Source organism: Planomicrobium okeanokoites, assembly GCF_003428875.1.
Lineage (GTDB): Bacteria > Bacillota > Bacilli > Bacillales_A > Planococcaceae > Planococcus > Planococcus okeanokoites.
Window position 1 is genome coordinate 225,137 of the sequence record NZ_QQRS01000001.1, and the last position, 12,470, is coordinate 237,606.

8 protein-coding genes, 1 other RNA gene and 1 other annotated feature are annotated in these 12,470 nt (G+C 45.9%); of the genes, 8 read left to right on the forward strand and 1 reads right to left on the reverse strand.

The window, feature by feature from the left end:
• Nucleotides 1-309 precede the first annotated feature (309 nt).
• From D2910_RS01185 to D2910_RS01200, 4 genes are all read left to right on the forward strand, one after another.
• Nucleotides 310-1,854 carry a glycosyl hydrolase family 28-related protein gene (locus D2910_RS01185; protein ID WP_117312142.1) on the forward strand — a complete coding sequence of 515 codons (1,545 nt, stop codon included), beginning with the start codon at nucleotides 310-312 and terminating at the stop codon, nucleotides 1,852-1,854.
• Between the two features lie 163 nt (nucleotides 1,855-2,017).
• A complete protein-coding gene (locus D2910_RS01190; protein WP_117312143.1) occupies nucleotides 2,018-4,210 on the forward strand; it encodes a RelA/SpoT family protein in 2,193 nt (730 codons plus the stop codon).
• A 9-nt stretch (nucleotides 4,211-4,219) separates the two neighbouring features.
• Complete coding sequence (dtd, locus tag D2910_RS01195) at nucleotides 4,220-4,660, forward strand: D-aminoacyl-tRNA deacylase (protein ID WP_117312144.1); 441 nt, start codon at nucleotides 4,220-4,222, stop codon at nucleotides 4,658-4,660.
• Between the two features lie 185 nt (nucleotides 4,661-4,845).
• Nucleotides 4,846-5,592, forward strand: a complete 747-nt coding sequence (locus tag D2910_RS01200; RefSeq protein WP_117312145.1) for a ribonuclease H family protein — start codon at nucleotides 4,846-4,848, stop codon at nucleotides 5,590-5,592.
• Between the two features lie 257 nt (nucleotides 5,593-5,849).
• Here the strand turns inward: D2910_RS01200 and D2910_RS01205 are convergent, their stop codons facing one another.
• A complete protein-coding gene (locus D2910_RS01205) occupies nucleotides 5,850-7,388 on the reverse strand; it encodes an N-acetylmuramoyl-L-alanine amidase family protein (RefSeq protein WP_117312146.1) in 1,539 nt (512 codons plus the stop codon).
• Between the two features lie 112 nt (nucleotides 7,389-7,500).
• Nucleotides 7,501-7,757, forward strand: a binding site (T-box leader).
• 52 nt (nucleotides 7,758-7,809) lie between these two features.
• Here D2910_RS01205 and hisS point away from each other — a divergent pair.
• The 4 genes from hisS to D2910_RS01225 all read left to right on the forward strand — a co-directional run bounded on the left by hisS (nucleotide 7,810) and on the right by D2910_RS01225 (nucleotide 12,218).
• The gene (gene hisS, locus D2910_RS01210) at nucleotides 7,810-9,084 is read left to right on the forward strand and encodes a histidine--tRNA ligase (protein ID WP_117312147.1); all 1,275 of its coding nucleotides are present in this window, start codon (nucleotides 7,810-7,812) and stop codon (nucleotides 9,082-9,084) included.
• Between the two features lie 242 nt (nucleotides 9,085-9,326).
• A complete protein-coding gene (aspS, locus tag D2910_RS01215; protein WP_117312148.1) occupies nucleotides 9,327-11,111 on the forward strand; it encodes an aspartate--tRNA ligase in 1,785 nt (594 codons plus the stop codon).
• A gap of 45 nt (nucleotides 11,112-11,156) precedes the next feature.
• Nucleotides 11,157-11,340: non-coding RNA, 6S RNA (ssrS, locus tag D2910_RS01220), on the forward strand.
• A 113-nt stretch (nucleotides 11,341-11,453) separates the two neighbouring features.
• A complete protein-coding gene (locus D2910_RS01225) occupies nucleotides 11,454-12,218 on the forward strand; it encodes a tRNA threonylcarbamoyladenosine dehydratase (protein WP_117312149.1) in 765 nt (254 codons plus the stop codon).
• Nucleotides 12,219-12,470: the final 252 nt, after the last annotated feature.

The window sequence follows — 12,470 nt, forward strand, 5'->3', positions numbered from 1 at the left end:
TTATAATTAACCAAGTCAGCCTCGAGTGGAATTTATGTGCGGAGAATGAGATTTATGTGCGCAGAACGAGATTTGTGTGCGCAGAACAAATCTTGTGTGCGCAAAACCATGCTTCATACTCAATTTAATATTAATTTGATATTTTAATAAATGGATTTATGAGAATAAAAGATGTGAGTTTATTTATGTTAAATATTTCCGGATCAAGTTGAGGAATTTATTTAAAATAAACTTACAAAACCTCCACATGAATTTTTTATTCCGCAAGCGGGTATGGATAGAAAAACCGAACACTAAAGAGGTGCGACTATGCTGAAATGGGACGACAATCATTATCCAGCCAATAATGCGCGGCTGATCGACATGCTGCTGGACACAGATGAGCCGCTAAAAAATATCACAGAAGAAACGCAGGAATTATTCAACCAAATCTATCAGCCGCTAAAGCCGCAGACAACTACTCAGAAAAGAAAGCTTCAGGAAAAATTCTGGTCACTGATTTCAACCGATTTCACAATCGACGACAATAAAGAAATCGGCTTTCAAACAGAAGGAAACCAGATCTATCCTTATTGGAAAACGGAACTGGACCGCCAATACGACCGGCTGCAAAAAGTGACCGGAAATTACATATCAGTGACGCAATTCGGTGCGCGGGGAGACGGCAAAACCGACTCGACCGCCGCTTTCAAACGAGCGTTCGGCAACGGGGGCAAAAAGATATTTGTGCCGGAAGGCGTCTATCTAGTGAAAGGATTGAAGCTGCCGTCATGGACACTGCTGATCGGCGCGGGCAAAGGCAAGGCGGTGATTCGACTGCACGATGATGCGCCGAGACGCAGAACGCTTCTCGCCAATAAAAATCCGATCAGCGGCAATCGCAATATTTCCGTGGAGGGACTGACACTCGACTGGAATATCGAGCGCTTGAAGCCTGGGCAAAAATCAGCAACCGGCAATAATTTCTCGAGCTGTTTGACGTACGCAAATGTACAGAATGGCTGGGTGAAAAATGTCGAGGCCATCAATCCGGGGCTTCATTGTTTTGATATTTCCTCTAGCTTTTATAGCTACGCGGGTGACGGAACAAAGGCCAAAGGTGGCAGCAGTTCTATCTGGCTCGATCAGGTCTCTGGTTACGGTTTCGGGGATGATGGGGTGACGACGCATCACAGCGACAACATTTTCATTTCAAACAGCCATTTCCGCGATCCAGGCGGCCGTTCCCACAAAGAAGGGTTTTCCAACTCAAACGGTTTTGAAATTGATGACGGCTCGCGCAATGTCTGGCTAACTAATAACTCCAGTACCCGCTGTTTTGGCGGCGTCGAGATTAAAGCACATGCCACTTCATCCGCCGCGGCTGGCGTGCATATTTCAGGACATCTGTCGGTGAATGATAACAGGGCGTTCAATTTCCGCCATATTGGCCATCACCATGAGGATGACGAGGAGTCGAAATCTGCCTACTCGATAACGGCTCAGAAACTGGTGGCCATTCACCCTGTTCACACTCAGCTTTATAAAAACTCTTCACCCCGCGCATTGGTGGTGTCTGGCTATCGAAATGTGGCGGTAAACCATTTTTTATTCGCAGGAGATCCGCATTATGATTACCGAAACGAAACTGCGACATCCGTTCAATTCCGTGCGGCTAATGTCGCGCTGGCAAATGGCCGCATCCAGGGATTCAGAAGCGCGAAGACGGATTTGACGATTGCATCCGGTGAAAAAAATGTCCGGAATGTGTTGGTGCAAAATGTTCATTCTTATCATTCAGCGTCCGAGTTGTTGGACCTAGGAAAAGACGATTCGACGGTGCAAATAAACAATATTTTGAGGGCAGAAATATAATCTTTTGGGAGAATCTCTATTTAATGCAACCAGATTTTCCAGTTCTTGAGAAAAGCAGGGAGATAATAACTTTTCCCGGTTGACCAAGCTTTACAATTAGCCCAATTGTTTTCTATAATATATAGATATACTTTTCGAAAAAAGAGGAGCAAGGTGGGCAATTATGGCGAAAGACCAAGTAAAGACAGCTGATGATGTATTTGATACTGTTGCTTCGTATATGAATGAAGAAAATGTTGAAATGATTCGAAGAGCATATCAAGTGGCATATGATGCCCATATGGGACAATTCCGCAAATCCGGAGAACCTTATATTGTTCACCCGGTACAGGTTGCAGGAATTCTCGCAGAATTGGAAATGGACCCCGCTACAGTAGCAGCGGGCTTTTTGCATGACGTCGTGGAAGATACGGAAGTCAGCAGGGCAGACATCGTCCGTGACTTTGATGAAGAAGTCGCTTTGCTGGTGGACGGCGTAACGAAACTGAGCAAAATCAAATATATGTCGAAAGAAGAGCAGCAGGCGGAAAATCATCGCAAAATGTTCGTGGCGATGGCACAGGATATCCGTGTCATCCTGATCAAACTCGCTGACCGCCTGCACAATCTTCGTACATTGAAATACCAGACGGTTGAGAAACAGCGGATCAAGGCCAACGAAACGCTTGAGATTTTCGCTCCGATTGCGCATCGCTTAGGGATCAACACGATCAAATGGGAACTCGAGGACACGGCTCTCCGTTACCTTAACCCACAGCAATATTACCGCATCGTCAATCTGATGAAGAAAAAACGAACGGAGCGGGAAGAATACCTGAACAATGTCATGAATGAAATCCGCGTCCAGCTTGATGAAGTGGATATCAAAGCGGATCTTTTCGGCCGGCCGAAACACATTTACAGCATCTATAAAAAAATGGCGATCCAAAACAAGCAATTCAACGAAATCTATGATTTATTGGCAGTGCGCATTACCGTTGAAAGCATTAAGGACTGCTACGCGGTGCTGGGTATCATCCATTCCACATGGAAACCGATGCCGGGCCGTTTCAAGGATTATATCGCCATGCCGAAACAGAATCTTTATCAATCGCTTCATACGACTGTGATCGGACCACAAGGCGATCCGCTTGAAGTGCAGATCCGTACGGAAGAAATGCATCGCATCGCTGAATACGGGGTGGCGGCTCACTGGGCTTATAAAGAAGGCAAAACGTCAGATAAGCCATTGAGTTCCGTTGACTCGCGGTTGTCGTGGTTCCGCGAAATCCTCGATTTCCAGAACGAATCCGACAATGCCGAAGAATTCATGGAGTCGCTTAAATTCGACCTGTTTTCTGATATGGTCTACGTATTTTCGCCAAAAGGTGATGTTATTGAAATGCCGGCGGGTTCCTGTCCGATCGATTTTGCCTACCGCGTGCATTCTGAAATTGGCAATAAAACCATCGGCGCCAAAGTGAACGGCAAAATGGTGCCGCTTGATACGCAATTGAACACCGGCGATATCGTTGAAATCCTGACGTCCAAGCAATCATTCGGACCTAGCCGCGACTGGCTGAAAATCGCCAAGTCGACGCAAACGAAAAATAAGATCAAGCAATTCTTCAAAAAGCAATTGCGTGAAGATAATGTCCAAAAAGGCAAGGAAATGATCGAGCGCGAAATCAAAGCGCAGGAATTCGTGCCGAAAGACATTCTTACGAATGAGAACATCAAGCGTGTCTGCGAGAAATTCAATTTCGCCGGTGAAGATGATATGTATGCAGCTGTCGGTTTCACAGGAATCACGGCTCAGCAAGTCGTCAACCGACTCGCGGAAAAAGAACGCAAGAAGCGTGAGCAGGAAGAAGCTCTCGAGAAAATCACTGTTGAGATGAAGTCGAACCAGCCACGTAAACAGACCGAATCGGGTGTAATCGTGCGCGGCATCGACAACATGATGATCCGTTTGTCGAAATGCTGCAACCCGGTGCCGGGTGACGCAATCATCGGTTTTATTACCAAAGGCCGCGGCGTTTCAGTCCACCGTGCGGACTGCCCGAATGTCCAGGCCAATGAAACCGACCGTCTCATTCCAGTTGAATGGGAAAACGGCGAGACGCCTGAAAACAAATCCTACCAAATTGACATCGAAGTGCAGGCCTATGACCGCACTGGCTTGATCAACGAGGTCATGCACATGGTCAGCGAAACGAAAACGACAATCGTCGCCGTCAGCGGCCGTGCCGATAATAACAAAATTGCGACCATTAACCTGTCAATCATGATCCCTCATATTTCACACCTGAACCGTGTAGTGGAGCGGATCAAGCAATTGCCGGATGTCTATTCGGTCACGCGTGTCACGAATTAAGGAGGCATTATGCGAGTTATTCTTCAACGAAGCAAAAGAGCATCTGTGACTGTCGAGGGCAGCATCACCGGAGCGATCGATTCCGGTTATGTGCTCCTAGTCGGTATTACGCATGAAGATACAGAAAAAGACGCTGATTATTGTGCGCGCAAGATTGCACAAATGCGTCTCTTCGAGGACGAAGATGGCAAGATGAACCGTTCGATTTTCGAAAACGGCGGCGATATCCTGTCCATCTCGCAATTCACGCTTTACGGTGATATCCGCAAAGGGCGCCGGCCGAGTTTTGTCGAAGCGGCCCGTCCGGAAAAAGCGGAGCCTTTATGGAATTATTTCAATGAAGTGCTGCGAAATGAAGGCTTGCGTGTCGAAGAAGGCGTATTCGGCGCCATGATGGACGTCGAACTGGTGAACGATGGTCCGGTGACGATGATTGTGGAATCGAAATAAAGGTGGAAATGGCGATGCTGATTATTCAGTGTCGCTGTTTTTTTATGCCATGGAATATAGATACAGTTCGTGAGTTGCGAATAAGCGCTTTTTGTATGGGATAAAATTTTATTTTTGTAAAAGGGAAACCAAATTGTAATTTTTTCGTAAAAGATAAAAAGGGTTCAAGGAAAGCAGGGATTGCGGTGATCGAATATTACATCGATGGTTCAGCAAAAGACAAAACGATAGGGGCAGGCATCGTTAGAATAAATGAATTTGGATTTATGGATAAGCGGCATTTCGCTGCTGAACATATAAATCCTACTCCTCAAATTGCTGAAGGTTTTGCCTTTGAAAAGGCTTTGGAAATGATTAAAGAAAACGATATACATAAAAATGAATTGATTAATGTTTATTCAGATTGCAGACACCTGATTAGCAGTCTGCAATTTTATCAACAGTTCGATTTTCATCAAAATGAATTCTTCATTAAACAAGAGACGAATCACTATTTTCTGTATTTGAGAGAGCTTTATAAAGAATTGATTGCCAGAAAATCGAAATCCTCTATTTACCATTGTTCAAAAAGCAACGAAGCAAGGCCGCTGATCAAAGTGTTCTATAAAGAGGATGCTGATAATAGGAATTACTTACAGGATGCTCATTCAATGAGCAGGCAATATATCAAGAAAGAAGAATCGAAAGTTTTAAATGTCGTTTCAAAAGCGACTCCTAAAGTGGAAGCGAAAATTAATAAAATCGATTTAAAAGCTGTCAAAAAAGCGAACGCTTGGCATATCGTGAAAAACAACGGTAAAACGATTGCTGTTAATAAGAGACCGTTAATCGCATTATCTGAAGCCTTGGTGCAAACGAAGGTTAAGAATCACCAGATTCAACTGTGCAGCTATTTAGAAAACCTGTTGAAATCCACAAACAAAAACAAATAGAGCAATGAATCGATGATTTCTGCAGTAAAAATCATAGACGAACATAAAAATAAATTTGTTTCTTGAATTGATGAGAATAGAAGTTAAGTGAATGGTTTTTTTGCTAGCGTTTCTAAGCTGCCGCAACTATTCGTCTTTTAACCGCAACTAAAACTCCAAATCGCGCAACTAAAAATACTGAAATTCCTAATTTTTCCATAGTGACTGAATGTACTTTAAGCAAAACAAGAAAAGCTGCCCGCAATGGACAGCTTTTTCTATTTCTCTAATTGTGCATCGAAATAATTGATGGTCCCCTGGTACAGGCCAAGTGCAGCCTGTTCGCGGAACTGCTCGGATGAAATGATGCGTTCTTCGTTGTAATTGCTCAGGAAGCCGAGTTCGACAAGGACAGCTGCCTGGCGGTTCTCACGGAGCACCAGGTAGTTGCCCGGCTGCACACCGCGGTCGCGGATGGTCAGCTTTTTGCCGAGGCCGGCATTCAGATAGCTGGCGAGTTCTTTCTGGTAGTCGTGCATATAATAGGACGTGAATCCGGAAACGGTGCTGTCTTCGGTCGCATCGTAATGGATGCTGATAAACGCGTCGGCTGCTGAATTATGACCTTCAGCCACTCGTTTCCGAAGATCGACATAGACATCGGACTGGCGGGTCATATGCACTTCTGCGCCAGCTGACTGCAAATGTTGCGACAGCAATTCCGCCGTTTTGAGGGTCAACCCTTTTTCTTCGGTTTTGCGGGCGCCGACTGTGCCGCCGTCATTGCCACCGTGACCCGGGTCTAGGACAATCGTTAAGCCGTTCAATGTCCCTTTTTTGCGCTCGACTTCTTCTTTTTGGGCTTTGATTTCCTGCTCGCCGGCTGCAACTACCCACGATGCAATAAAACCGGTTGCGCCGCCGGAAAGCTGAACTTGGTACCAGTCGCCTTGTTTAGCAAGCACGGCTAATTGTTCACCGGCATTTGCGCGGGCGACAACTTCAGAAGAAGTGGATGCTTGCGTCCGGATATTGGTGCCGTTCGTTTGTACGGTTACTGTTTCAATGCTGCTGTCGGTTTTTGTCTCGACGGTTTCATTGGAAAGGTGGCCATAGAAAGAATAGACCCATCCGGTTTTATTGCCATCCAATTGAATTTTTACCCAATTACCTGCGAGTTCCAGCACAGGGTAGATTTCACCTTTTTTGACGGTTCCTTGTTTTGAAGAGCTGAGGTCCGCTTTCTTGCGAACATTCAACACATCCACAGCAATTTCGATGGAAGAAACATCGCTGGCGGCTGGAGCGGGATTCGCTTGCGTAGTGTCATTGATGCTTATGTATTCTTTCGAAACATATCCGCGGCTGCCGCGGAATTCGACTTCAACCCAGTCATCGGAATCGTTGATGATATTCGCTTGCTCTCCAGCATTCATCTGCGCCAGGACTGAGGCGGAAAGATTTGGCTGTGCCCGGACATTCAACCGGTTTACTGAAGATACAGCCGTTTTGCTGGAATGGGCAGCTGCTTCCTGCTCGGAGCTTTTCGTAAGCCAGGAAGCGATCCATCCTGTTTCGCCGGAAATGGAAACTTCTATCCAATCGCCGCTTCTTGAAATTTCATCTACGGCATCTCCCTTATTCATCGAAGCGATGACAGGGTAGCTTAAGCCTGGACCGCTGCGCACGTTGACCGATGACTCAGATACTTCAATTCCGGAAGTGTTGGCGAGCGCAGTGGAATTATCAGCGAAAGGCAATGCCTGTGATATCAATAAAATCAGGATTATGTATGCAATTGTGGATTTTCGGTTCATATAGGACCTCCTCTTAAGACGGTATATTTATTTTAGCAAATAAATCATACGAAATGTGAAAAAGGTTGACAAGGGGGATAGGAAAATTTAAGATTAAGCTTATTATATGATTTGAACGCCGATGACGAAGAAAGTAACCGCATGATTGGCTGATAAGAGAGGGGAAGTCCCAGGCTGCAAACTTCCCTGCAGAGACGTGTGGTGAACAACACTTTAGAGGCTTTTCTTCGAAAGATGCAAGGTATTTTCATGTCGCATTTACTAGGGGAAAACGGAACCGGCCGTTATCCGGGAATGAGAGGGTGCAGGAATTTCTGCATCAACTAGGGTGGAACCGCGGAAGCTTGTATACAGGCTCTCGTCCCTTGCGCAAGCAAGGGGCGGGAGCTTTTTTGTATGGAAAAAAAGAGGAGTGACAGACATGGGCAAAAATATTCAATTGCCGCGCGGCACGTATGATGTGCTGCCGGAACAATCCGCCAAATGGCAGGAAGTGGAACAAAAAATCAACGAACTTTGCAGACTTTATCAATATAAAGAAATCCGGACGCCGGTTTTTGAACACACAGAATTGTTCCAGCGCGGTGTCGGTGATACGACAGATATCGTCCAAAAGGAAATGTATACATTCCAGGACCGCGGCGACCGTTCATTGACATTGCGTCCGGAAGGCACAGCTTCAGTTGTGCGTTCATATGTTGAAAATAAACTTTTCGGCTTGCCGGATCAGCCGGTGAAACTTTCCTATATGGGCCCGATGTTCCGCTACGAGCGTCCGCAGGCAGGACGCACACGCCAGTTTGTCCAGTTCGGTGTGGAAGCGATCGGCTCGAAAGACCCTGCAATTGATGCAGAAGTCATTTCACTCGCCATGGAAGTTTACCGTTCCGTCGGTTTGAAACAGCTGCGTCTGGTCATCAATTCATTGGGGGACACGGAAAGCCGCATCGCACACAAAGAGGCGCTGATCAAACACTTTGAACCAAGAATCGATGAATTCTGCGGGGATTGCCAGTCACGTTTGACGAAAAATCCGCTGCGCATCCTTGATTGCAAAGTGGACCGCGATCACGAATTGATGGGGACAGCGCCATCTTTAGCGGATTACTTGAACGAAGAATCCCAAGCTTATTTTGACGGCGTCAAAGCTTATCTTGAAGCGCTCGGCATTGAGTATGTCGTCGATCCGAATCTGGTTCGCGGGCTTGATTACTACAATCACACAGCATTCGAAATCATGAGTGACGCTGAAGGATTCGGCGCAATTACCACGCTTTGCGGCGGCGGCCGCTATAATGGCTTAGTCGAAGATCTGGGCGGACCTGAATCGCCGGGAATCGGATTTGCGATGAGCATCGAACGCCTCCTATTGGCGCTGGAAATGGAAAAGGTCGAAATCGGCCAATCAGCGGATCTTGAAGTATATGTGGTGGCAATGGATGAGTCGACGAAGCAAAAAGCGTTCACTTTAGTTCGTGACTTGCGTGGGAATGGCATTTCAGCAGATATGGATTTCAATGGCCGCAAAGTCAAAGCCCAGATGAAATCAGCCGACCGTAAAGGGGCGGCATATGTCATCGTCATCGGTGAAACCGAACTTGAGAGCGGCAAAGTGGCTTTGAAAACCATGGCAACCGGTGAACAGAAGGAATTGGAATTCGACAAAATTGCGGGAGCGATTTTGGAGAATAGATAAGCTTACTGAAATTTGCTTTAAAATTTTCTAATTTAATAAGGTGTACCAAGATATGGAGCAAACAGCGAAGACTCCCAGGTGAGCAAGCGATGTGCTGAGATCCACTCGGGCGAAGTGTAACAAGCACGAGTTAGCTCAGCGCAAGCCACCAGGAAAGCGGAGCTGTTTGCGGAATATCGATTTTTTTAGCTTTATAACTTTATATAGAAGAAAAATGTGAAGAAACAATTGGAGGAATAGTTATGACTAGAACGCATTATTGTGGTGAAGTGAACGAAACTGCTATCGGGCAGCGCGTTTCCATTAAAGGCTGGGTGCAGAAAAGACGCGATCTTGGCGGCTTGATATTTGTCGATGTACGCGACCGTTCGGGCATCGTTCAGGCAGTTTTCAATCCGGAAATTTCAAAGGAAACTGTTGAAGTCGGGGAAAAATTGCGCAATGAGTTCGTCGTCCATATCGAAGGATTGGTTGTTGAACGTGCAGACGGACAGATAAATGCAGCATTGAAGACGGGCAAGATCGAGATCCAAGTGGATTCTGCGAGCATCATAAATGCAGCGAAAAACCCGCCGTTCGCAATCGAAGACAATACGGATGTCAGTGAAGACCTCAGATTAAAATACCGTTATTTGGACCTTCGCCGCCCTGAAATGTTCGAGACGTTCAAAATGCGTTCAGATGTGACCAAATCAATCCGCCGTTTCCTGGATGAAGAAGGATTTTTGGAAGTTGAAACGCCGATCCTGACAAAATCGACTCCGGAAGGCGCGCGTGACTATCTCGTTCCAAGCCGTGTGCACGATGGTGAATTCTACGCATTGCCACAGTCACCGCAATTGTTCAAGCAGATGCTGATGGTATCCGGATTCGATAAATATTTCCAGATTGCCCGCTGCTTCCGAGATGAAGATCTGCGTGCTGACCGCCAGCCTGAATTCACGCAAATCGATATGGAAATGAGTTTCCAGACGATGGAAGAGATTCTGGAAATGAACGAGCGTTTGATGGTGCAGATGATGAAAGAAGTCAAAGGCATCGACATCGAGCCGAAATTCGAACGTATGGAATATACCGAAGCGATGGAACGTTTTGGTTCAGATAAACCGGATGTCCGCTTCGGAATGGAATTAATCGACGTTTCTGAGTTGGTGAAAGACTCTTCATTCAAAGTTTTCGCAGGTGCAGTAGAGAATGGCGGCCAAGTGAAATTGATCAATGTCAAAGGCCAGGCAGCCAATTATTCCCGTAAGGATATCGATGCACTCGGTGAATTTGCCGGCCGTTACGGAGCAAAAGGACTGGCATGGATGAAAGTTGAAGAAGACGGCATTAAAGGGCCGATTGCGAAATTCTTCGAAGGCGAAGCAGCTCAAGGATTGATGGAAGCAGCCGGCGCTGAGGCAGGAGACCTTCTTTTATTCGTAGCTGATAAAAAAGCAGTGGTAGCTGACGCACTTGGCGCTTTGCGAATGAAATTCGGCAAAGAACTCGGGCTTATCGATGAGTCGGTCTATAAATTCCTATGGATCACTGACTGGCCATTATTCGAGTATGACGAGAAAGAAGGGCGCTATTATGCAGCGCATCATCCGTTCACTATGCCATATGAAGAAGATATCGATAAATTAACCACTGAGCCGCAAAATGTCCGTGCCCAAGCATATGACCTTGTATTGAACGGCTTTGAGCTTGGAGGAGGTTCGGCTCGTATTTACCGCCGCGACATTCAGGAGAAAATGTTTGAAGTGCTTGGCTTCTCTGAAGAGGAAGCGCGCGCTCAATTCGGATTCCTGATGGAAGCATTTGAGTATGGAACGCCTCCACATGGCGGGATTGCCTTTGGTTTGGACCGTTTGGTGATGCTGCTTGCAGGCCGTACAAACCTTCGCGACACCATTGCATTTCCTAAGACAGCCAGCGCAAGCGATCTGTTGACGAATGCGCCAAGCCCGGTTTCAAAAGACCAACTTGATGAATTAAGCCTATTACTGAATGTTCAGAATAATTCAAAAGGGCTAGAGTAAAACGGTTGTAGAAATTTGCAGCGTGTGCTAATATAACCTTAGTAGAGAATCCTGATGTGTTCGTTACAGGCAATTCAGTTTTGACCCAACATTTTGTCGTCGGGAGACCGAATTTCAACGTGGCTAACATGCCTTAACCGGAAGTTATAAGCGGTGAAGAGGTCACCCACCTGCTAGAAGCGGGTTCAAAAACGATATGCAAGTCAAGGACGGCACGATCGGGATTCTCACTTAAAAATGTTATTCATCCCTTCAGCAATTTGCTGGAGGGTTTTTATTTGTGTATAATTCCTACTAGGTTAATTCCAACTAAGTCCATCAACATTGAAAGGCAGGAAAACTATGTTACATCAATTTTCACGAAACGAACTGGCAGTCGGCAAAGAAGGAATCGAAATGCTGAAGAATTCGACTGTAGCAATTCTAGGAGTCGGCGGAGTCGGTTCATTCGCAGCTGAAGCCTGTGCAAGAAGCGGTGTTGGCCGTATTATCCTAGTCGATAAGGACAACGTCGACATCACCAATGTAAATCGGCAATTGGTCGCCAACCTTTCTACAGTGGGCCAATCGAAGAGTGCCGTCATGAAGAATCGCATTGCTGACATCAACGAGGACTGCGAAGTCATCGATCTGCATATGTTCTATACGGAAGATACATATGAAGAATTTTTCAGCTATAACCCGGATTATGTCATCGATGCATCGGATACGATGATCTATAAAGTACATCTGATGCAGGAATGCTATAAACGAGGCGTTAAAATCATTTCAAGTATGGGTGCTGCCAATAAAACCGATCCAACCCGCTTCAAGATTGCGGATATCTCGAAAACGCATACCGACCCATTGGCGAAAATCATACGCAAGAAATTGCGTGAAGCAGGCATCCGTAAAGGGATTCCGGTGGTATTCTCGGATGAAAGTCCGATAATTGTGCGGGAGGATATCGTAGGAAGTGTAGGCAAACCGGAAGCGGCTATCCGCAAAGCCAAGATGCCGCCTTCATCGAACGCATTCACGCCATCCACTGTCGGCTTGATTTGCGCGAGCTGGGTTGTGAATGACATTACTTCATCGATCCCGATCAACCGTGTAAGAAATAATTAAAATGAACCGGCTCATTTCGGACGAGCCGGTTTTTTTATGGACATTTAAGGTTGATAAAATTAAATAAAACGTTTAACGCGCATAAGTCTTCAGGAACGCGCATATAATTTTTTAATCGTGCGTAAAAAATTCTAACCGTGCGTAAAAAAATTTAATCGCGCATAACCAAGTAAAACCGGTTCTCGAAAAGCTATTCAGCTGGAAACTTCCTTCAAAAACGCAATGTAATTAACAAAATGAAAGACAATCCCC

Bases quoted from the DNA above. Each gene is read 5' to 3' on its own strand.
- D2910_RS01185 (WP_117312142.1), top strand. From the start codon at position 310: ATGCTGAAATGGGACGACAATCATTATCCAGCCAATAATGCGCGGCTG.
- D2910_RS01190 (WP_117312143.1), top strand. From the start codon at position 2,018: ATGGCGAAAGACCAAGTAAAGACAGCTGATGATGTATTTGATACTGTT.
- dtd (WP_117312144.1), top strand. From the start codon at position 4,220: ATGCGAGTTATTCTTCAACGAAGCAAAAGAGCATCTGTGACTGTCGAG.
- D2910_RS01205 (WP_117312146.1), bottom strand. From the start codon at position 7,388: ATGAACCGAAAATCCACAATTGCATACATAATCCTGATTTTATTGATA.
- hisS (WP_117312147.1), top strand. From the start codon at position 7,810: ATGGGCAAAAATATTCAATTGCCGCGCGGCACGTATGATGTGCTGCCG.
- aspS (WP_117312148.1), top strand. From the start codon at position 9,327: ATGACTAGAACGCATTATTGTGGTGAAGTGAACGAAACTGCTATCGGG.
- D2910_RS01225 (WP_117312149.1), top strand. From the start codon at position 11,454: ATGTTACATCAATTTTCACGAAACGAACTGGCAGTCGGCAAAGAAGGA.